The sequence below is a fragment of the Sphingorhabdus sp. M41 genome (assembly GCF_001586275.1).
GTDB lineage: Bacteria > Pseudomonadota > Alphaproteobacteria > Sphingomonadales > Sphingomonadaceae > Parasphingorhabdus.
This window is the reverse complement of the sequence record NZ_CP014545.1, coordinates 2066619-2088133: the sequence shown is the minus strand read 5'-3', so window position 1 is coordinate 2088133 and position 21515 is coordinate 2066619. Positions and strand designations below refer to the sequence as shown.

Genomic DNA, 21515 nt, shown 5'->3' with positions numbered 1-21515 from the left:
GGCGGCCGCTAGGCTGGGAAATGGATGCTCGCCGGTAGAGAGGAGCCGGTATTCGGTGCTTGTCGTTCAGTTGGTTGCGGTCATTGTCTGAACGCGGGCGTCCGAATTATTCTGTCTGTTTGAAGGCGTTGGGCTTCTTGGGGAAGTCCGGCCGGGAACGCGATATAGTGTCACTGGCTGGTGCCGGTAGCGCAATTTTTGCCATATGCTTCCCGGGATGAAGCGGTCTGCTCCCGTTTTTTCCGTCAAGGTCACTATCAGTTCGGGCGTTGGTTCGGAAGTTTCTACCATCTCCCATTCTGGCTTTGGCGTTAGCAGTGTCTGCATGTCCGCATCCATGAAACGATTGCTGCTCTCGAACTTCGCCGGATTGTACAGAAATAGCGCGCCGTCAGGCGGTATATCGCCGATGACCGCAGCTTGCTCATTCTCCCATTTCAACAGCATATCGGCACGGTAGCGCGTCATGGGATCGGTATAAATGATCTCGCTATTCTGAGCCGCTATCTGCGCCAGCTGCCGTTCTCCGAACAACGGTTGTCTGTTCTCGACAAAAATGCCGAGTAAATTTGTCGCCACTATGATGAATAATATTGCAATCGCAGTTCGCGCTCGTCCTTTGGTGATCCAAAGCTGATACAAGGCTATACCCGCGACAATCGCTATCGCCAGGGCAGTGATCAGGAAATAGCGTGGGTTTAGCGGCAGCAAGGTTACCGCCGCGCCGACGCAGATGAACCAGCTTGTTCCGAATAATGTTATGATCCGTGCAAACTGGCGCAAAACCGTATCAGGGCCGGAAAAGCAAAACCAAATTGACAGGGGCACACCAATCCAGAACAGCAGCATGAATTCCTGATTGAACAGCAGCACCAGCAGCGGATCAATGGCGGGATGAATGATAAGATTGCCGGCAAGATCAATGCTCCGGTCGATCGTGGCATCATGGTTCATCGAAATGTTGAACCGAAACAACGGGTCGCCCGTCATGATCCACAGATAGGCAATTTCAAGCGCCCATATCATCAAGAAGCCAGCGGCAATCGTCAGATAACGCACACGGCTGAACTTGTAGCCGCGCAGAAAGAGAATGGCATAAAAGACCGCGATGAAAATTGCGGTTTCGCGGGTGAGGAAGGCCAGGCCGGCCAGCATGCCGGAAAACAGCAAGTCCCGCATCCGTCCTTCACCACGGGCGTAGCGCGCATAGAATAGCACCGAAGCGAACAGAAAAAAGGCCTCGACAATATCAACGCTCGCGATGGTGGTCTGGACTACGACAAGCGGCAAGGTGACCAGCAACAGCAGGCTCAGGTTTGCTGCAAAAACTCCGGAAATATGGACGATGGATCGCCAAATGCAGAGCAGCAGTGCCACCATCGCCAGATAGCTGGGCAGGACCATGGCATATTCATTATGGCCGAAAGTCAGAAACGAAAGGGCCATGGGAATGGTAATCGGGTAGCGGATGGTTCCATGGCCGCCAACAAACGGAAATTGTTCGATCCAGCCATAAGCTCCGATCGCGTAGGTAACATCATCCGAACCCAAAAACCCGACCCAAGCCCAAGCCGTAAGAGCCAAAAACAGGATGAATAGAGCAATGGCGCCGGGCCGCCGATCCAGTAGATGTTGCAGATTATTGATCATCTTGCGTGCCCCGTCTGAAAACCAGATTGCGGCTCAATAAAAAGGCCAGGACAATGGTGACAATGTCGGAGAAGAGCCTGCCAATGAGCGCCTCGATATTCATCGATATAACGAATAGATAAACCAGCCCGGATGAAATGATCAGATTGAGCAAAAGAACCGCGCCATAGGATATGAACTGCGTCGATGCTCGCTGGCGCTTTTGCCACGAAAAAGTGAAGTGACGGTGCAGGAAAAAGCCCAAAAGCGCGCCGCCGATTTTTCCGGCGATATTAGCGGCGAACAGCCAGTGGGGGTTCAAGAGCAACAGGCCGGTAAACACGCCGAAATCAAACGCAAAAACAAGTCCGCCCACGATCAGATATCGCATGGCTTGCGCGGACAAGCTTTGCTCTGCGCCCAAGATATGGGAAATGCGTCCTCGCATCATTGATGACTGACGCGATTTGCGCCTTCGTTGGTGGCGTCACCCGGTAGGGCCGGGTCCAGATGATCGCTTCTCCGCCTGCGCGGTTCATGCAAAACAGTTTTGGGTTCATTGCCCATGTCAAAGCCCAGAAAGGCCAGTACCAGCTGAAAACCCAGGATGATCGGCAGGGTCGCGATCATGACCGTACCGGTCGACGCGGTATCGCCCATGCTCATCGAGAGATACCAGTTATAGGTGCCAAACAGGACGCCGAAGAGCAGAAACAACATGCCGATTGCAAGCTGCGCGGAGGCGAGACTGAAATCGCGCATGAAATAGCTGTAAAGCACCCGCTTTGTCGTCTCGCGGATGTTGGAGGTGAAAAACTGTCCGACAACGTCGCGTATTTTGAGGTTGCTCTCTTCCTCCTCATATTTGGCCTCCATCGGGACGTCGCTTACAACAGCCCGGATATTGCCAAGATTGATGAGCATGTCGGATTCGAAAAAATATCGCTCGGAAATATTGCGAAGCTCGAGGCGCGACAAGGCCGTCCGATGAATGGCAGTAAAACCGTTGGTCGGATCGAAAATGCTCCAATATCCGCTCGAAATTTTCGTCATGAACGACAAGGCAGCATTGCCGAACAACCGCATGCGCGGCATTTGCCGCACATAGTAGATGGAATAAAACCGGTTACCTTTGGTGTAATCCGCTCGCCCTGTTACAATCGGATGGATCAGCTCGGAAATAAGGGACGGGTCCATCTGACCATCACCGTCAACTTTGACCACGATATCAGCGCCATCGCCGAGCGCCGCCTGATATCCTGTCATCACCGCGCCACCCACGCCTTTATTCTCTTCGTGGATTGATACTTTGACCCTCGGATCACGATTTTCTGTCAGTACAAGATCACCGCTCTGGTCAGGGCATTTATCATCGATGACGTAGATCGCGGCAATTTCGGGTCCGATAGCCGCCAAAACGGACAATATATGTTCGCGCACGCGGAAGCAGGGGATGACTACCGCAATTTTCGGTTTTATCGTCGCACGTTCGATGTTCATTATGCACCACTGGAAAAGTGTTTTGCTAGTGAAGAAAGATTAAATTCTGCTAAACCATTGCGCCATCGTTCAGATCTACCTGACCTATTCGATAGAAGTTGGATGTTCGTGCGCTGCACCACTGAAACCGCAGCTTCCGCTTTCGGCCCGGCATTGAAATGATCACAGGTTGTTTCAGTAAACGACTGCCTGCGACCTGGTTGTCTTCGCACAAAATGAGCAAAAGTCAGGACCCGCTTTCGACAGGAAGCGCATATCCATCCCGAAGCGACCCAGCGAGAAGAACATGCCAACCGGAAATTCGCAGGGCGAAACCACACCGCTTGACTTAATCTCAAAAACACCTATGTTGCATCGCAGCAAGGGCGGCAATATCGATTGACCGTCTGGCGGAAGTTCTGCGTGAGAGGTGACAAGATCATCTCGAACCTATCGCCTTCATTGCTTCTTTCTTTCCGGCAGCCTGATCACGCGGGTCGTCTTAACAGACGGCGAACACGCGTATAGCTTCCATGCTGTGCGCTGGACACTTGCTGCTATTACAAGGTATAAAAAATTGACTAAATTTTCTGATTTCGCATTGGCGGAACCTATTCAAAAACGCGTGGCCGAAGGCGGCTACACCACTCCATCCCCGATCCAGCAGCAAGCCATCCCCCCTGCGCTTGAAGGCAAGGACATTCTTGGCATCGCGCAAACCGGTACCGGCAAGACGGCAGCCTTCTCGCTGCCTTCGCTTCATCATCTGCTGAACGACAAACGCCGTGCCGGACGTTATGAGTGCCGGATGCTGGTACTGGCTCCGACCCGTGAACTGGCGCGTCAGATTGCCGACAGCATGACCGGCTATTCCAAAGGTCTCGGCCTGTTCATCACCTCTGCCTTCGGCGGCGTGCCGATCAACCGGCAGAAGCGCATTCTCGAGCGCGGTGTCGACGTACTGGTGGCAACCCCGGGTCGTCTGCTCGATCTGATCGACCAGCGCTACCTGACTCTGTCCAAGGTCGAAATCCTGGTGCTCGATGAAGCCGACCAGATGCTCGATCTCGGGTTCATTGTTCCGCTCAAGAAAATCGTTCCGATGCTGCCTAAACAGCGTCAGAGCCTGTTCTTCTCGGCGACCATGCCCAAGACCATCTCGCAGCTGGCCGACCAGTTCCTGACCAATCCGGTCCAGGTTTCGGTTGCGCCGCAGTCGACGACGGCCGAGCGGGTTGACCAGAAGGTCACCTATATCAACCAGGACGACAAGCAGCGTCTGCTGAAGGATTTCATCAACAAGGAAAATCCTGATCACATGCTGGTATTTACCCAGACCAAACATGGTGCCGACAAGGTTGTGAAAAATCTGATGGCGGTGGGCATCCACTCCGCTGCCATCCACGGCAACAAGAGCCAGCCACAGCGCGAACGCGCTCTGGGTGACTTCAAGAAGGGCAAGATCAACATTCTTGTTGCCACCGATATTGCGGCGCGCGGTATCGATGTCGACGGCATTACCCATGTCATCAACTTCGACATGCCGAATGTGTCGGAACAATATGTCCACCGGATCGGCCGGACAGCACGGGCAGGGGCGAGCGGTATCTCCTACTCGCTGGTGGCACCGGATGAGCGTCAGTTCCTCCGCGATGTCGTGAAACTGACCGGCGTGAAACCGGACGTTATCGCATTGCCAGAAGGTTATGACGAGCCGCCGCGCGAGGAAGTTGCTTCGCGCATCTATGGCCAGAAGCCCAAGAAATATGGCGCGACGCCAACCCGCAGCGGACCGCCCAAGAACAAGCATAGCGCTCGCAAGGGTCGCCCTGGCGGCGGCGGTTCCGGACGCGGTGGGCCGGGTTCTAGCGCAGGTGCCGGAGCCAAGAGCGACGGACCGAAGCACTGGAATAATGGTGCGAAGTCATTCAAACGTCGTCAGGCGCGCAACGCCGACGCCTAGGCTAATCTGAAATCAGCGCCTTGCTTTCGGCAAGGGCGCTGATTTCCTCATCACCCATATCCAACCAATCCCGAAGCGCGGCGACATTATGTTCGCCGCGTTTTGCGGTTCTGGCATTGCTGTCGATGCCGCTTTTCGATTTCGAGAAACGATAGGGCGACTGGATGGTGCGCCGCGCATTGCCGGCATCGTCGGTGATGTCGACTACCACGTCAAGCGCCTTAACGCTGGGCTGTTCATAGACCGCCGGTCCAAAGGGATGAACTTCGCCCCAGGCGAGGTTGAGCCGGTCGAGCGTCCCGGTCAGTGCGTCGAAACTCTCATGATCCAGCATATGCTGCTCCATGGCTTCCCGTCGCATCCGCACCTTGGTCTCTATATCCGCGCCCGCTGGCGTCGGGTCGACCAGTCCGTCGCGCGTCGAGAACATCACCCATATCCATTTCATGTCGCCGGTGATCAGGATCCGCCGCCCTTCAGGCGCGTCCCAGACGCTATTCTCTTCCGGTTTCGGCCAATCATCGTCGAGCGCCCAATAGGCATAGTCGTCGACCGAATGGAGCACGCTGATCATCGCCAGATCAATATGCTGACCTTCGCCGCTCTGGTCCCTGACGCGCAGCGCCGACAATATGGCGATGACCCCGTGCAGCGAACTATAGCTGTCGGCCACGGCCAGCTGGATATCCACGGGCTTTGCCTCGCCGATTTCTGCCTGTCGCGCGATCAGCCCGGACTGGGCATGCAGCACCGGGGCATAAGCGGCCTTTTTGCGATCAGGTCCGGTCTGGCCATAGCCGGAGATCGACAGCATGATCAGCCGCGGATTGACCCTGGACAAATCTTCCCAGCCGATGCCGAACTTGTCCATGACACCGGGGCGGAAATTCTCGGTGACGATATCGGCTTCGGCGGCCAGTTTCAGGATCAGATCGCGTGCACCAGGGGCTTTCAGATCGACGCAGATGTTGCGCTTGCCGATATTTTGCTGGAGATAATAGCCGCTGACCCCTTCGCCCGGATTGCCGAGCTTGCGGGTGACATCCCCTTCCGGCGGTTCGACCTTGAGCACATCGGCACCAAGGTCGGAGAGCATGCGCGTGGCATAAGGCCCGGCGACGACGCGTGAAAAATCGAGGACTTTCAGTCCTGCTAGAGGAAAATCTGCCATTATTGCCTGACGTCAGAATTTCATCTGCTGTTTCAGCGTTTTTTGCGTCGCGTCGCCATAAGGCGGCAGGAAGCCCGCGATTTTGGCAATATTGATCTTCGGCTGACGGAACACTGCCTTGGCATGGCTGAACTCCTTGAAGCCATCGTGACCGGTATAGGCGCCCATGCCGGAAGGACCGATTCCACCGAACGGCAGATCATGCTGAGCGATATGGAAGATCACGTCATTCACTGTCACGCCACCGGATATCGTCTTGTCGAGTATCTTGCGCTTGTCGCTTTCCGCCTCGCCGAAATAATATAGTCCCAGCGGCCGGTCATGATCATTCACATAGTCAATCACTTCGTCGAGATGGCGATAGGATTTAACCGGCAATACGGGGCCGAAAATCTCTTCCTGCATCACCCGCATGTCGTCGCTGACATTCTGCAGCACAGTCAGCGGCATCTTGTTGCTGTTGGTGTTGGAGAAATCCTCATTGCCTGGATTGACGATCGTCTGTTTTGCGCCTTTTTGTACCGCATCGTCGATCAGGCTCTGCAAACGCTCCTTGTGCCGGGCATTGATCACCGAAGTATAGTCGTCATTGGCGATTAACGTCGGATATTGCTCGGCAACATTGGATTTAATGCCTTCGACGATCGCCTCTTCCTTGTCCTGCGGGACCAGCAGGTAATCGGGCGCGAGGCAGATCTGGCCGGCATTCATCATCTTGCCCAGGGCAATCCGCTGCGTTGTCCGTTGGATGTCGGCATCAGGACCGATGATCGTTGGCGATTTACCACCCAGCTCCAGCGTGACCGGTGTCAGATTCTGTGCCGCTGCGGCCATGACATGTTTCGCGATGCTGCCACCACCGGTAAAGATCAGATGATCCCACGGAATTTCCGAAAAGGCCTTGCCGGTTTCCGGCCCGCCGGTAATCACCAGCATCTCTTCCGGCGCGAAATAGTCGGCGACCAGTTTCTTGCACAATTCTCCGGTCTCCGGCGTGAATTCGGAAAATTTTATGATCACGCGATTGCCGGCACCCAAGGCACCGATTGCCGGATCAAAGGCGAGGTTGATCGGGAAATTCCAGGGTGCAATGACCCCGACCACGCCTTTCGGTTGATATTCCACCTGGCCGCTGGCGCCGAGCAGGCCGAGAGGAAAATCGGTCTTGCGCTTTTCGGGGCGCATCCATTTTTTCAGATTTTTCTTGTGATCCTTGGCATGGCCGACGATCGACATCAGATCGGTCATCGCGGTTTGCACCGAGCTGCGATGACCAAAGTCGTTGGAAACCGCTTCGCACAGAGCATCCTGGTGATCGATAATCATTTGCGCTGTCCGGCTGATCCGGTCGATGCGGGTCTGATAGCTCACTGGCAATTCGGCATGAAACGCATCGCGCTGGGCCTGAAAAAGCTTCATGATCTCGTCTTTGCTGACTTCGCCTGCTGCTGCTTCCAATGCTTCCATATCTGCTCTCCAAAGGGCAGGGCATTGCCGCCCTGTCAAAACCAATTTCAATTGATCACTTAAACGGTTTTTTGATGTCTTGTCGAGGGAGAAGAGGCTATTTCCCAAAGGCCGCAATTGCTTCGGCGATCGCAACCAGCTGTTTGGCCTGTTTGAGATGTAGCAGCTCGGTCATTTTGCCATCGACGACGATTACGCCCTTGCCGGCGTTAACCGGGTCGTTGAATGCCGCGATTATCGCCTCGGCTTCCGCGATTGCGTCCGCATGGGGAGCAAAAACCCAGTTGGCGGTTTCAATCTGTGCCGGATGGATCAAGGACTTGCCGTCAAAGCCCAGCTTCTTTGCTTCCAGACATTCTGCTTCCAGGCCAATGGGGTCACTGAAATCATTATACACGCTGTCGATAATATTGAGGCCATATGCGCGGGCGGCAATAACCGCCTGGGTCATGACGGGGCCGAATACGGAGCGATCCTGTTCGGCGTGCATCTCTTTTGCCAGATCATTGAACCCCATGACAAAAGTGGTCAGCCTGTGTTCTGCGCCAAGCGCCGCGATTTCCTTCAGATTGAGAATGGCCAGCGGCATTTCGATCATGGCCCATAGCCGCGTGTTCAGGTGCGGGTCATAGGCGTCCATGAGATCGCTGATCTGCACGATATCGTCTGCGGACAATATTTTGGGTACCAGCACAGCGTCGGCCTTACTGCGGCAGGCTTGTTGCAGGTCTTGCGCAAACCAGGGCGTATCCGTGGCGTTGATCCGCACGATCAGCTCGCGGTTGCCATATTCACCAGACTGCAGAGCGGCGCAAGCCTGCTCGCGCGCTTCCTCCTTGGCATCCGGCGCCACGGCATCTTCCAGATCGAAGATTATCGTGTCGGCAGCGAGGGTCTTTGCCTTTGCCAGCGCGCGCGGGTTGGATGCAGGCATGTAGAGACAGGATCGGCGGGGTCGGAATGTCGGAGCGTTCATGGCAGTTGCATATCAAATATTACCCGCAAGGGAACCCGTTAAAATACTCTTGAATATGGTGAGGCGAGGGGCTGCCCGGGGAAGAGCTTCGGAGGCAAGCTGTTCCCGCCGTTTTTACGTTTTGTTAACCATGATCTGTGCAAGGATCAGGTGGGTCTGGACTATTAGGCCGGAAAAACGCTGGGGGACGACATAGCAATGGACTGGCGGAAGGCTAGAAAACCGGGCCGCACGCGCTATGCGGGAGTGCACGAATGGCTGGTGTCGAACTGGCTTGTACTGCTGTTCTCTGTTCCGATTATCCATATCCTGTTTCTGACGTCTTTTGACGGCGAATTTTCCGATTGGCAATTGGCCGCAAGGCTGTTTTTCCTGCCAACCCTGTTTTTGGAAATCGGCATTTTTATTCTGGCGGTGGCGACGGGTTTGAACCTGTCGGCATCTCTAGCGTCCCTGAAGCTGCCGGTGCAAATTCTCCTGTTCGCCTGGCTCGGCGTTTTGGTCGCGCCGCTATTCTATCCGGACGCCGTTTTCGAGCTTGCAACAAGAGGGGCGCTGTTCTGGGTCGTCCATGTACTGTTTTTTGCAGCGGTTGCCCACCTGATGTCTGTGACGCGGCCCCGTTCCGACCGCATATCATCCTTGATCACTATTTTGCCGCTCGCAGCCAGCGTGGCAGGTTTGGCAATATTGGGATTTTTATTTCTTACAGGGGTGGATAGCGACTTTAACTGGAACGATGGCCTGCCGGGCTTCGTCAACCTGCGTCACACGGGCTATATTTTTGGCCCTGCAATAGCGCTCGGTCTCGGGCATCTGGCCGCATGGCCGAACAAAGCGCCGAGAGTGCATATGTTGCTGCTTTTTATCAACACTGCTGTCATGCTCTGGTTGGGCTCTCGAGGGCCGGTTCTCGGAATCATGTTCGGCTTTGCCGTCTGCTTTCCATTTTTTCCGCCAATGCGCAAAGCGTTGTTCTTGACCAGATCAGCAATGATGATCGGATCGGGCGCATTGGTGTCGGTCATTCTACCTATTCCAGACAATTCAGCCTTTGGCGCGATACAACGCTTTTGGGCATCTGGTACTGGCGGTCAAGTCACCTCCGGCCGGACCGATTTGTGGTGGGAGAGCATTCAGCTCCTTTCTGACAAACCGCTATTCGGCTTTGGCGCGCATCAATATCAATTCGTCAGCGACCATGCGATCGGTATGTTTAAACATCCCCATCAAAGCATTTTGCAATTTCTCTTCGACTGGGGATTGGTGGGCGGCGGTATATTTCTATGCTTGTTTGGCATGTTGCTATGCAAGGCGTTTGTCAGAAGCGAATGTAATCCTGCAACGAAGCTCGTTTCCGCCCTGATGGTTTCCACTTTGATTGGCTTTTCGTTTGTCGACGGGGTCTTCTTCTACCCGGTTACCATCGCGATCACCCTAGTGTTTCTTTTGTGGCCAATTACAGAGGATAACAGCAACGGGTAGGGCAAAGCGGAAAAGGACTAGCCCTAGCTCGTTAGTTTCAATCCATTAAGCGCTTCCCCATTATCCGGCTGGTCCGGCCAGATCCCACGTGTATCATAGACAATCTTGCCCGTGCGTTCGTCGAGCGGAATCGATTTGAACATGTCGTGATCGGTCAGGGTGATCATGATCGGGCAGTTTTCCAGGGCCTGGTCGATGTCGATCAGCTCGGCACCGGTGCCATCAAAGGCTGCCGGTAACTCGCTGGCATAGGGTTCGACAATCTTCACCCGGCCGCCATAGCGCCGCGCCAGTTGGGCGGCGATTTTCAGGGCAGGGCTTTCGCGGAAATCATCGATATTGGCTTTGAACGCCAGACCGAAGCAGGCGATCGAAACGCCCGGCAGTTCGTCGATCAGCAGCGAAGCCTGTTCCAGTACATGACCGGTCTTGCCGTCATTCACTTCCCGGGCGATGCGGATCAGCGGTGACTGTTCGGGCGCACTGTGGATGATGAACCATGGGTCGACCGCGATACAATGGCCGCCGACACCGGGGCCGGGCTGCAGTATATTGACGCGCGGATGACGGTTGGCAAGGCGGATGACCTCCCAGACGTCAAGATCCATATGATCGGCGATGATCGAAAGCTCATTGGCAAAGGCGATGTTGACGTCGCGATAGCTGTTCTCGACCAATTTGGTCATTTCGGCGGCGCGCGCAGAGGTTGTCACCAGTTCGCCGCGCACAAAACGGCGGTAAAAGCCGAGCGCCTTGCGCGCGCATCGCGGCGTGATACCGCCGATGCTGCGGTCATTCTGGATCAGCTCCTCAAGAATTTTCCCCGGCAGCACCCGTTCCGGGCAATAAGCGATGGCAATATCGGGAATATCACTGGTCAGTCCCGGAATTTTCAGGTCCGGGCGCAATTTGGCGATCAAGTCCCGCATTTTTTCGGTGGTGCCGACAGGGCAGGTCGATTCCAGGATGACGCTATCACCCGCCCTTAGCACCGCGGCGATATTGGTTGCTGCTTCCATCACATAGCTGGTGTCGGGAATATGATTGTCACCAAACGGCGTCGGCACCGCGATGACGAAGACATCCGACGGTTCGACCAACAGCGAAGCGCGGAGTGTTCCGCGCGAGACAACCCCTTGCACCAGTCCGTCAAGATCCACTTCCTCGATATGGATATGGCCCGAATTGATGGTTTCCACGACCTGTTCATTGACGTCGATACCAAGTACCGGGCAACCCGAACGAGCGATAACGGCAGCGGTCGGCAGGCCGATATAGCCCAGACCCATGACGCAGACGCTTGGTTTTTCTTCCGATAACATGTGAGAAGCCACTCCGCAGTGCGCCAATCCGGCGCGGTTTTCCTGCCGGTTAACTAACCAATCATTGTAAATATTTAGGTAATATGCCGACTTGCCCGGAAATATTCAGGCGGTGAGGCTGTTTTCGATGATGTCGGCAATTTGCGTGCTGGCCGTGCCGTCGCCAAAGGGATTATGCGCGCGTGCCATGGCAAGATAATGTGCATCATCATCCAGAAGCCTTCCGGCTTCCGTCAAGATCACGTCTTTGTCCGTTCCGACCAGTTTTGCGGTGCCGGCTTTAACCCCTTCGGGTCGTTCCGTCGTGTCCCGCATCACCAGCACCGGCTTGCCAAGCGCCGGTGCCTCCTCCTGCACGCCGCCGCTATCGGTCATCATGAAATGGCAATGGTTGAGCAGGCTGACGAAATTGGGATAGTCTAGCGGTTCAATCATCGCGACATTGTCGAGATCGCCCAAGGCATTTTGCATGATCGCTCTTACTTTGGGGTTGAGATGAACAGGGAAAATCAGCGCAACATCATCGCGCTCGGCGATGGTCCGGAGCGCGCTGGCAATATTGGTCAGTCCGTCACCCAGATTTTCCCTCCTGTGGCTGGTGACTCCGATGATCCTGCGGTCGCCAAATTTCTCATATAATCCGGCAAGTTTCCTGTCCAAACTGTTTGGATCATTAAATTTATCAACAGTTGTAAGAAGAGCGTCGATCACTGTATTGCCGGTAATATAAATTTGCTCCGCCGGAATATTCTCCTTTTTGAGCGCGTCGGCAGAAGTCTGCGTCGGGGCAAAATGCTGATCGGCAATGGTGCCGATGATCTTGCGATTCACCTCTTCCGGCCAGGGGTGATAGATATTGTTGCTGCGCAGCCCGGCTTCGACATGGCTGACCGGAATCTGGCGATAATAGGCTGCCAGCGCGCCGCACATGGCGGTGGCCGTATCTCCTTGTACCACGACCCGTTGCGGCCTCGTTTCGTCCAGTATCGTGCCGATGCCGGAAAGCAGCCTGCCGGTAAGATCGTCAAGGCTCTGGTTGGCCTTCATCAGGTCAAGATCGAAATCCGGCCGGATATCGGCAATATCCAGAACCTGATCGAGCATTTCCCTGTGCTGGGCGGTTACGCAGGTCAGTGTCTCGAGAGTGTTCCGCTCTGACAGGGCCTGAACGACCGGAAAAAGCTTGATGGCTTCCGGTCTCGTGCCAAAAATGGTCAACACTCTGGGCTTATTTGATGTCTGCGTGGTCATTCCGGTGGCTTAAACTTTTTTGGCTAAAATTTTCATAATAATATCTGTGGAAAAAGCGTTGACCCTGACAATTTGCTAGCCCAATCGGACGCCTATGGATTGGTTCGAAATCAAAAACTGGCTGGAACTGTCAACGGGACTGGACCGCGATTCCCTGCATATCTATGCGGGTGTTGGAGTTCAACTGACGATAGCATTGCTTTGCCGCCGTTCGCTTGCCAGCCCGATCCCTTGGTTGTTCGTTGCGGTGGTAGCGTTGGTCAACGAATATTATGACTATTCCTTTGTTCCAGAGAATGTGTCCGGGACTACGGGCTATTATGATGAAGGGATCAGAGATGTCTGGAACACTCTGCTGCTACCTTCCTTATTCTTGATCATTGCGCGATTTTGGCCGCTCTGGCTCACTGGCAAGAGTGAGAAGGACATCAAGGCGAACAATTCAAAAAACTGAAATCTAGTCTTCTGTTTCCAGTTCCTGCATCATCGATTTGACATTTTGCGAAAGCCCGCGGGGGAGTACCAGAACTTTATTCTCATGAGTGACGATGATCAAATTGTCTACGCCGAGCACTGCTATCTCAAGCTCGCGGCTATGGATCAGGTTATTATTTGAACCTATTGCTTCGGCCTTGCCGAATATGACATTTGAATCCTGATCCTTGTCACAGATTTCGAACAGAGAGTCCCAGCTACCCAGGTCTGACCAGCCAGGGTTGACTGGTGTAACCGCTATTTTTTCTGCTTTTTCCATTATCGCATAGTCAATCGAGTCAGAGGGCGCCGATGCAAATGCGTCCGGATCGGGATAACAAAGCCCGTCTCGTGTCTGCTCGCTGTCCATGGCGGCTCTGCAGGCGACAAGCATATCCGGTGAATATCTGTCCATAGCTTCCAGATAGGCATCGGCCCGGAACAGGAATATTCCAGCATTCCAGTGATAGCCGCCATCAGCGAGCATTTTTTCGGCGTTTTGCCGAGTTGGTTTCTCAATGAATTTATTTGCCGACAGACTTCTCGCGCTTCCCACGATAGCGTCGCCCTGTTGAATATATCCATATCCTGTTGCAGCTTCTGTGGGTTCGATCCCGAATGTCACCAACCAGCGGGATTGGGCAACTGACAATGATTCCTGCACAGCTTTTTGGAATGCTCTGACATTTTTGATAATGTGATCGCTTGGCATCACCAGCAACAAATCTGTAGGGTTGTCCGCAGCCAGTGCAGCAAGTGCAATAGCCGGGGCCGTATTGCGGGGACATGGTTCCAAAATGATCGTGCTGGCCGTCGATCCAACTTCTTGCATCTGTTCCCGCATGATTTCGCTATGGCTCGCAGAGCCGACAATGATCGGCTTTCGATAAACCCTCTCGTCGCCGCACCGCTGAAGCGTCAGTTGAAACATGCTTAGAGGACCAAAGAGGTCGAGAAATTGTTTCGGCTTTTCAGGTGTCGAAAGCGGCCAAAGCCTTTTTCCGGAACCACCGGACAGGATGACGGGAGTGATCTTCGTTGTTTGCGCCATGGTCAATTTCTCACGTCATCGTGAAAGCGATGAGGGCCCTTTCATTTCTGGAAAGATCAATATCGGCAAGTCGCGCGCAAATTCCACATTCTCCTGCCTTGATCAACTTTCCTCGAACGGTAACTGACCCTTCCAACGGGATGATTTGCCATTCCTGGCTCGCGGTCTTTGACAGTATCTCATCATCTGTGCCGACTATCTGAACCATGCCAAATGGTGCGCCGACAGAGAGATTTGCCGACTTGTCTGCTGGAATCTCATCCCGGTATTTCATATCATAAGGCTTTAGCTTGGCCACCGCGATCGCTTCTTCGAGATGCAGCTCGCGCGGACGGCCATAGTCGTAAATCCGATAAGTGATATCGACATTTCGCTGGACTTCGATAAGCGAGATGCCGGGGCCAATGGCGTGGATTGTGCCAGCAGGTACATGAAAGAAATCACCCTTCTTGACGGGCTTCCAATCAATAAGTTGCTCAATTTCTCCCAATATCGCAGCTGTTTTCAGCTTCGTCGCACTGACGGTTTTTTTCAGACCGAGACCCAAAACGGCATCAGGCTTTGCATCGAGGACAAGCCAGGATTCTTCCTTGCCATGAGGGAACCCAATTCTGCGCGCCTGTCGATCATTGGGATGCACTTGGATCGACAGTTTTTCACTGGTGAAAAGATATTTGACCATGAGCTGAGGTGAAATGCCTTTCGGCGCTTCGAACCAGATTTCGCCGATTTTCCTTCCGTTTGCCGCACTGTAAATTTCGGGCAAGGATTCCTGGCCCCACGGCTTTTCGACGAATTTCTTCTTAAGCTTCATGATCAGGAATCAAGGTTCACTGGTTTCGCCCGATGCTAGTGTATATCAAGCCTGTTTGCGCCACTTCCGACGGGTTGTAAATGTTCCGCAAATCGACCAGCACGCTACCCTTCATGACTTGGCACAGCTTTTTCAAGTCGAGAGCCCGGAAGGCATCCCATTCGGTGACAATCACGACTGCATCTGCATCCTTTGCCGCGTTGTAGCTGCTATCTGCCATCTTCACGTCCGGCATTATCGCCTTTGCAAGCTCCATACCCTCTGGATCATAAGCCGTCACTTCCGCTCCGCCGTCGATCAACGTCTGTGCTATCGCAATGGAGGGCGCATCTCGCATGTCGTCGGTATTGGGTTTGAAGGTAAGGCCAAGCATAGCTACTTTTTTCCCGCGAACATCTCCGTCGAGAGCGTGAATGACCTTGCGACCCATGGCCCGCTTGCGCTGATCATTCACTTGTACCACGGCTTCCACGATGCGAACCGGACTGTCATTGTCCTGTGCCGTTTTCATCAATGCCAGCGTGTCTTTGGGAAAACAGCTACCGCCATATCCAGGGCCGGCATGAAGAAATTTTGATCCAATCCGATTGTCCAGGCCGATTCCGCGGGCGACTTCCTGCACATCTGCTCCGACTTTTTCGCAAAGATCTGCGATTTCGTTGATGAACGTGATCTTGGTCGCAAGAAATGCATTTGCGGCATATTTGGTCAATTCTGCAGTACGTCGCCCGGTAAACAATATCGGTGATTCATTGAGAAAAAGCGGACGATAAATCTCGCTCATTACATCTTTTGCCCAATCATCCTCAGTTCCTATGACGATACGGTCGGGACGTTTGAAGTCGCGAATTGCTGCGCCTTCACGCAGGAATTCAGGATTGGAAACGATGGAGAACCGGTCTCGTGGCTGCTTCTTCTCGATTATATGCTCGACTTCGTCGCCGGTTCCCACCGGAACCGTCGATTTTGTTACGATCACGGTTGCTTTGGTGATGGAATCAGCAATTTCTTCGCTAGCTGCATAAACATAGCTCAGATCCGCATGGCCGTCGCCTCTCCGAGAGGGTGTTCCGACCGCAATAAAAATTGCATCACAGTCCTTTACGGACGCGGCCAAATCGGTAGAAAAAGACAAGCGTTCTGCATCAACATTGCGTTTTACCAAATCAGCGAGCCCGGGTTCATATATCGGCATGATATTCTCATTAAGATCCGATATTTTCTTCTCGTCCTTGTCGACGCAAACCACATCATGGCCGAAATCAGCGAAGCAGGCGCCCGAAACCAGGCCAACATAGCCCGAACCTATCATTGCAAGCTTCATTCAAATCCCTCGAATATTAGATGTTTCAATACGCAGAATCTCGGGGCTTTTGGCCCGTTGGCCCTCACAGGTCAAGTTTGCATCACTTCGACCTGATTCATATGTCTTGTGCCCCCGCATAGCCAGGCAGTGAGTCTATGATGTGGTCATTTGATTTTCACATTACCAGATCATGAGTAAGGCTTGTAAAATAACTAATTTTAAAGTGCTTGGCTAAATTGATTCTGATCGGTAAATATCCCATTCGGCGTCGCAGCTTATAGTTCCGAAAGCCAGCTTTGAGAGCCAAATGATTGAAAATATCACAACCGTTATCACGTCTTTGCTAGAAAAAATTGCACAGCTAGCGCGCTGGCAAAAAAAGACGATCGTGTTGTTGCTCGACATAATCTTGTGCATCCAGTCAATCTGGATAGCCTACTCGCTTCGCATCGGCGTCTGGGTTTTGTGGGATATTGCCGTTCAGAAAATCGTGCTGGTGTGCCTCTTGTTAATGGTCCCGGTTTTCATTCTGAGTGGCGTGTATAACGCAATTTTTCGCTATGCCGGCACCGGAATGATGAAAACATTGGTCCGTGCTTTCGCAATATATTCCGTAATCATCGGATCTGTCTTTGCCGTAATAGGGGTGGATGGAGTCCCGCGAACAATCGGGCTCATTCAACCGGTAGTATTCTTCATTCTGGTTGGTTTTGCCAGGGTAACCGCACGATATTTGATGATCGATATTCTCGGCAGGAACAGGTTTGCTGGCGACGTCAAAAATGTCTTGATCTATGGCGCGGGCAGTGCCGGACAGCAATTGGCCTCGTCGATGCGGTCTGAACCGGCCATGCGATTATGCGGTTATGTTGATGATGACCGAAGGCTGGACGGCCAACGATTGGACGGCAACAAAGTTTTCTGGAGCGGGCACCTTCCTGATCTGATCGAAAAACGGAATATAACGGATATTCTTCTGGCCTTGCCGAGGATCAACCGGAAAAAACGCCGCAAGATTGTTGACCGGATCCGTGAGTTCAAGGTGCACGTTCAGACATTGCCGAATATCCAGGAAATTATCGCAGGCAAGATTGCATTCAGCGATATTCGTGAGCTGGAAATTGAAGATTTGCTTGGACGAGAGCCGGTTTTGCCGAACGAACTGCTGTTTGGCAGGACGATTGTCGGCAAGACGGTGTTGGTTACGGGTGCTGGCGGATCTATCGGCGGTGAACTCTGCCGGCAGATTGCAAAGTCGGGAGCCCGTCGTCTGATCTTATTGGATCTGTCAGAATTTTCTCTTTATGTAATTGAAAAAGAGCTTCAAAATTTCGTTGCTAATCGAGAGGGGCTGAGGCTGGAATTGATTCCGATTTTGGGCTCGGTCGTCGATGCAGGCAGGCTGGACGAAATATTCTCCCGATGGAAACCGGATACTGTTTTTCATGCGGCAGCCTATAAGCATGTGCCTCTGGTAGAAGCCAACCCGATCGAGGGTATCAGAAACAATATATTGGGAACGCAAACACTGGCAGCAGCAGCTGAGGCGGCGCAGGTTAAAGACTTCATCCTGATCAGTACCGACAAAGCGGTTCGACCGACCAATGTAATGGGTGCTACCAAACGGGCTGCCGAACAGGTGATCCAGAATTTCGCAGACACTGCCAGCGCGACCAGGTTTTCGATGGTTCGATTTGGCAACGTCCTTGGTTCGAGCGGGTCCGTGGTACCCCTGTTCCGCAAGCAAATCGAGCAGGGCGGTCCAATCACCCTGACAGACCGCAAGGTCACCCGTTATTTCATGACCATACCCGAAGCGGCGCAACTGGTCATTCAGGCTGCAGGCATGGCAAAAGGCGGTGAAGTATTCGTTCTTGATATGGGCAAATCGGTGAAAATTCTGGACCTCGCAGAGACGATGGTTCGACTGTCAGGCCTGACTGTCAGGGATGACGCCAATCCTGACGGCGATATCGAAATCCTGGAAGTCGGACTGCGTGCGGGCGAAAAACTCTATGAAGAATTGATTATCGGTAATGATCCACAATCGACATTACACGAACGGATCATGAAGGCCCATGAATCTTATATTGGTTCAGAGGCACTAAATGAGTTGATCGCCAGCCTTATGAACTGTCGTGACCCGGATGCGGCCGTCTCGATGCTCAAATCTCTGGTACCGGAATTTGAGCATGGCAGAGATAATGAACCGATGGAGAAAGCGTCCTGAATGCAGGGTTTTTAGTGATCGGCAAAATCTCGTGTCAGAGATCCAAGAGCCCAAATGGCACAATTCGATTTTCGATATCATGTCCGATTTGCGCCCGGCCTAAATAGGCGATGTGATTGCTTTCTGCCCATCGCTTGGTGATCGCCTCTGGGGTTTCGCCAAATGGTCGGTCATTGTCAGGAATATCACCGACATTGCCCAATTTGATTCCTGAAAGTCCGTGCGAAGCAAGATTGCTGCACAGGTGAAACATGGCCCGATCAAAGGCGTAGAGATATTCGGATATCTCTTCGACAATGAGAATATGATCCCGCAGATCTGGTATCAGCTTTGTCCCCGTCATCATGGCGAGGGTCATTAAATTGAAAGCCGCATGTTTCTTGCCGTCGGCAAGGCTTGGTTCCAGCACTGTTCTCTGCCTGTGCACAATCCAGTCCAGAGCTCTGCGAACTGCATGTTCGCCCTCTGGCCTGCCAATATCCGACGGCATCGGACCATGTGCGATTTTTCCGATGCCTGCTCGGTAGAGTGCGCCGAGCAAATTTCCGGCATCACTATATCCCAAATAGATTTTGCTTTTGGCGACGCTTTCCAATTGTCCGATTGCCGCTTCCGCCATGCGTGCAGCGCCATAGCCCCCGCGCGCGAACCAGATGGCGTCAATGGTCGGATCGTTGGCCAAAGCGACAAAACTGTCGATACGTTGTCTGTCGGTGCCCGCGAAATGGCCGTCCTGGAAAAAGCATTGCTCGTCAAAGATCAGTTCGGCCTGGGGATATGCCTCGGCTGCTAGCGCGTCGACGCGATCTGCAGCTTCCCGTGTGAAAGGGGTCGACGGCGCACAAATACCAATGCGGACTGGTGAAGAGATGGAAATTGTTCCTTGCGCCATTGCCAAATAGTTGGAGAAGCAATAGCGCGAAAAAATGACAGAAGACAAATCCTATTATTTTTGCGGTATCGGGGGTTCCGGTATGTTGCCGCTGGCTATGATCGTCAAAGCGGCTGGTGCCCAAGTGGCTGGGTCGGACCGGGCATTGGACCAGGGACGATTGGCCGATAAGTTTCAGTGGTTGCAGAACCATGGCATCAAACTGTTTCAGCAGGATGGCAGCGGCTTGACCGATGGTAGCCAGATATTGATTGCTTCCGCCGCGATTGAAGAGACCGTTCCCGATGTCGCGCGTGCCGTTGCGCTGGGATGCAAGCGAATGACTCGCGCGGAACTCTTGGCAGACCATTTCAACGCCGCACCGCGCAGTATTGCTGTGGGAGGAACCAGCGGCAAATCGACCGTCACCGGGATGATCGGGTGGATACTGACCCAAGCTAACCGTGATCCCACGATCATGAACGGCGCCGTGATGAAAAATTTCGTTGCTGATGATGCGCCCTTTGCCAGTTCGCGTGTCGGCACTGGGGGATTGATGGTGAGTGAAGTGGACGAAAGCGATGGTTCAATCGCTTTGTTCGATCCGGAAATAGCAGTGCTCAACAATGTCAGTCTGGATCACAAGAGCCTGGAAGAGCTGAGAATATTGTTCGGAGATTTCGTCGGCAAGGCGCAGCATGTGATCTGGAACCATGATGACGAAGAGTCGCGGGGGCTTGTTGCTGCGCGCAGACTGTCAAAAACCTGCAGCTTTGGATTTTCTGAAGGTGCGGATTACCGGGCTCTGGCCGTCGAGGAAGAATCTCTCGGTAGCAATTTTCTGATCCGCTCAGCCGGGTCGGATTATCGGGTTTCCCTGCAAGTGCCAGGCAGGCATAATATTGCCAATGCATTGGCAGCTATTGCAGCCTCCTGTGCAATAGGTGTGAGCGTCGAGACCGCGATATCCGCAATGGGATCGTTTCAGGGGCTGGCCCGTCGCTTTGATATAGTGGGTACGGTCAATGATATTACAGTGATCGATGATTTCGGTCACAATCCCGATAAGATAGCCGCCACACTCAAGACGCTCAAGGCTTTCCCCGGCCGGGTAATAGCCTTTTTTCAACCCCACGGTTTCGGGCCCATTCAGAAAATGGGTGCAGAACTTGCCGCCGTTTTTCTGGAGAACCTCTCCGACGACGACCGAGTCATCCTGTGTGATCCGGTTTATTTTGGCGGTACGGTTGATCGGTCGCTTGGCAGCGATTCCATTGTCGATGCGATCAGCGCTGCCGGTGGTAACGCGGAACATATTGCGGACCGGCGGGAATGTGGCGACAGGATGGTGGAATTGGCAGAGCCGGGTGACCGAATCGTCATAATGGGTGCGCGCGATGATACGCTGCACATCTTCGCCCAAAATATTCTGGCAGGGATCGCAGGAGATCAATCCAAATCACGGCCACAAGGATAGTCAGGCTTTCAATCAAATAGATCTGCTTTGATCAGCGCCAAAATCAAGCTTGGGATCTTTCACCCAACCTGACGCTATTTTCTGCGCTTGGCAGGAATGTAGTTGATATAACTCGGGCTGTTGCCGTCGATATGCCGCTAATGGGCTTTGCGAAATGCTGTGAATATAGTATATCTGGCTCTACCGTGAGTCACGAGGGCATTAAACTGCAAATTCGGCCTGCGGAGCAGCTTAATCGTGTTTCGACAGCATGATAAATGGCAAGGATTTTATTAACTACTATGTAGAAACAGTTAATCCTCCCGATCCACTCCCTGAAGCGTTTGATAAAAGCCCTTTAAATACAGCAACTTAAAATTATGGAACCGTAACATACTGTAACATTAGCCGTGTCTAACTGCCTTTTGTCGTCATGTTGCGCCACAAATGATGGGCAAGTGGGGCAATAGGGCTTTTGCCTGTGGTAACCCAATTAAGCGCCACAGTTGTCCCGGCATTGGTGCGATATTCTGGTCGATATCGTGCCGATCTGTTCCTGAGGGAGCGGGT

Annotated in this window: 17 protein-coding genes; 5 read left to right on the top strand and 12 right to left on the bottom strand. The window is 53.1% G+C overall.

Annotated elements, in window-relative coordinates; genetic code table 11:
* Positions 1 to 66: 66 nt before the first annotated feature.
* From AZE99_RS09925 to AZE99_RS09915, 3 genes are read right to left on the bottom strand one after another with little or no spacing between them, the layout of a single operon-like run.
* Positions 67 to 1650: an ArnT family glycosyltransferase gene (locus AZE99_RS09925; protein ID WP_067200441.1), complete on the bottom strand. Its 1584-nt coding sequence runs from the start codon at positions 1648 to 1650 to the stop codon at positions 67 to 69.
* Positions 1640 to 2035 (bottom strand): GtrA family protein, encoded by a 396-nt coding sequence (locus AZE99_RS09920; RefSeq protein WP_197460166.1) that lies wholly within the window; start codon positions 2033 to 2035, stop codon positions 1640 to 1642. Before AZE99_RS09920 ends, AZE99_RS09925 begins: the two co-directional genes overlap by 11 nt.
* 41 nt (positions 2036 to 2076) lie before the next feature.
* Positions 2077 to 3129 (bottom strand): glycosyltransferase family 2 protein, encoded by a 1053-nt coding sequence (locus AZE99_RS09915; protein WP_067200437.1) that lies wholly within the window; start codon positions 3127 to 3129, stop codon positions 2077 to 2079.
* A 556-nt stretch (positions 3130 to 3685) separates the two neighbouring features.
* Here AZE99_RS09915 and AZE99_RS09910 point away from each other — a divergent pair.
* Positions 3686 to 5071: a DEAD/DEAH box helicase gene (locus tag AZE99_RS09910; RefSeq protein WP_082788317.1), complete on the top strand. Its 1386-nt coding sequence runs from the start codon at positions 3686 to 3688 to the stop codon at positions 5069 to 5071.
* Position 5072: 1 nt separating this feature from the next.
* Here the strand turns inward: AZE99_RS09910 and AZE99_RS09905 are convergent, their stop codons facing one another.
* The 3 genes from AZE99_RS09905 to AZE99_RS09895 all read right to left on the bottom strand — a co-directional run bounded on the left by AZE99_RS09905 (position 5073) and on the right by AZE99_RS09895 (position 8685).
* A complete protein-coding gene (locus tag AZE99_RS09905) occupies positions 5073 to 6242 on the bottom strand; it encodes a CaiB/BaiF CoA transferase family protein (protein ID WP_067200434.1) in 1170 nt (389 codons plus the stop codon).
* A gap of 12 nt (positions 6243 to 6254) precedes the next feature.
* Positions 6255 to 7709 carry a coniferyl aldehyde dehydrogenase gene (locus AZE99_RS09900; RefSeq protein WP_082788316.1) on the bottom strand — a complete coding sequence of 485 codons (1455 nt, stop codon included), beginning with the start codon at positions 7707 to 7709 and terminating at the stop codon, positions 6255 to 6257.
* A 97-nt stretch (positions 7710 to 7806) separates the two neighbouring features.
* Positions 7807 to 8685, bottom strand: coding sequence for an HpcH/HpaI aldolase/citrate lyase family protein (locus AZE99_RS09895; protein WP_067200432.1), 879 nt, complete (start codon positions 8683 to 8685; stop codon positions 7807 to 7809).
* 198 nt (positions 8686 to 8883) lie between these two features.
* On the opposite strand from AZE99_RS09895, the gene AZE99_RS09890 reads away from it, so the two are divergent.
* A complete protein-coding gene (locus tag AZE99_RS09890; RefSeq protein ID WP_067200429.1) occupies positions 8884 to 10170 on the top strand; it encodes an O-antigen ligase family protein in 1287 nt (428 codons plus the stop codon).
* Positions 10171 to 10193: 23 nt separating this feature from the next.
* Here the strand turns inward: AZE99_RS09890 and wecC are convergent, their stop codons facing one another.
* Positions 10194 to 11492: a UDP-N-acetyl-D-mannosamine dehydrogenase gene (wecC, locus tag AZE99_RS09885; RefSeq protein ID WP_067200427.1), complete on the bottom strand. Its 1299-nt coding sequence runs from the start codon at positions 11490 to 11492 to the stop codon at positions 10194 to 10196.
* A gap of 105 nt (positions 11493 to 11597) precedes the next feature.
* Positions 11598 to 12743 carry a non-hydrolyzing UDP-N-acetylglucosamine 2-epimerase gene (gene wecB, locus AZE99_RS09880; RefSeq protein WP_067200424.1) on the bottom strand — a complete coding sequence of 382 codons (1146 nt, stop codon included), beginning with the start codon at positions 12741 to 12743 and terminating at the stop codon, positions 11598 to 11600.
* A 94-nt stretch (positions 12744 to 12837) separates the two neighbouring features.
* Here wecB and AZE99_RS09875 point away from each other — a divergent pair, with 94 nt between their 5' ends.
* The gene (locus AZE99_RS09875) at positions 12838 to 13197 is read left to right on the top strand and encodes a hypothetical protein (RefSeq protein WP_067200422.1); all 360 of its coding nucleotides are present in this window, start codon (positions 12838 to 12840) and stop codon (positions 13195 to 13197) included.
* A gap of 3 nt (positions 13198 to 13200) precedes the next feature.
* Here the strand turns inward: AZE99_RS09875 and AZE99_RS09870 are convergent, their stop codons facing one another.
* The 3 genes from AZE99_RS09870 to AZE99_RS09860 all read right to left on the bottom strand — a co-directional run bounded on the left by AZE99_RS09870 (position 13201) and on the right by AZE99_RS09860 (position 16406).
* Entirely contained in the window at positions 13201 to 14268 is a 1068-nt protein-coding gene (locus tag AZE99_RS09870; RefSeq protein WP_067200420.1) for a mannose-1-phosphate guanylyltransferase/mannose-6-phosphate isomerase, read from the bottom strand.
* 10 nt (positions 14269 to 14278) lie between these two features.
* Positions 14279 to 15034 carry a class I mannose-6-phosphate isomerase gene (locus tag AZE99_RS09865; RefSeq protein WP_231862584.1) on the bottom strand — a complete coding sequence of 252 codons (756 nt, stop codon included), beginning with the start codon at positions 15032 to 15034 and terminating at the stop codon, positions 14279 to 14281.
* A gap of 64 nt (positions 15035 to 15098) precedes the next feature.
* Positions 15099 to 16406 carry a UDP-glucose dehydrogenase family protein gene (locus tag AZE99_RS09860; protein WP_067200415.1) on the bottom strand — a complete coding sequence of 436 codons (1308 nt, stop codon included), beginning with the start codon at positions 16404 to 16406 and terminating at the stop codon, positions 15099 to 15101.
* Between the two features lie 289 nt (positions 16407 to 16695).
* On the opposite strand from AZE99_RS09860, the gene AZE99_RS09855 reads away from it, so the two are divergent.
* Positions 16696 to 18618 (top strand): polysaccharide biosynthesis protein, encoded by a 1923-nt coding sequence (locus tag AZE99_RS09855; RefSeq protein WP_067200412.1) that lies wholly within the window; start codon positions 16696 to 16698, stop codon positions 18616 to 18618.
* 34 nt (positions 18619 to 18652) lie between these two features.
* Here AZE99_RS09855 and AZE99_RS09850 read toward each other — a convergent pair whose 3' ends face one another.
* Positions 18653 to 19510 carry an LD-carboxypeptidase gene (locus AZE99_RS09850; protein WP_067203530.1) on the bottom strand — a complete coding sequence of 286 codons (858 nt, stop codon included), beginning with the start codon at positions 19508 to 19510 and terminating at the stop codon, positions 18653 to 18655.
* Between the two features lie 34 nt (positions 19511 to 19544).
* On the opposite strand from AZE99_RS09850, the gene AZE99_RS09845 reads away from it, so the two are divergent.
* On the top strand, positions 19545 to 20966 hold the full coding sequence (locus AZE99_RS09845) for a glutamate ligase domain-containing protein (RefSeq protein WP_067200410.1): 1422 nt from the start codon (positions 19545 to 19547) through the stop codon (positions 20964 to 20966).
* Positions 20967 to 21515: the final 549 nt, after the last annotated feature.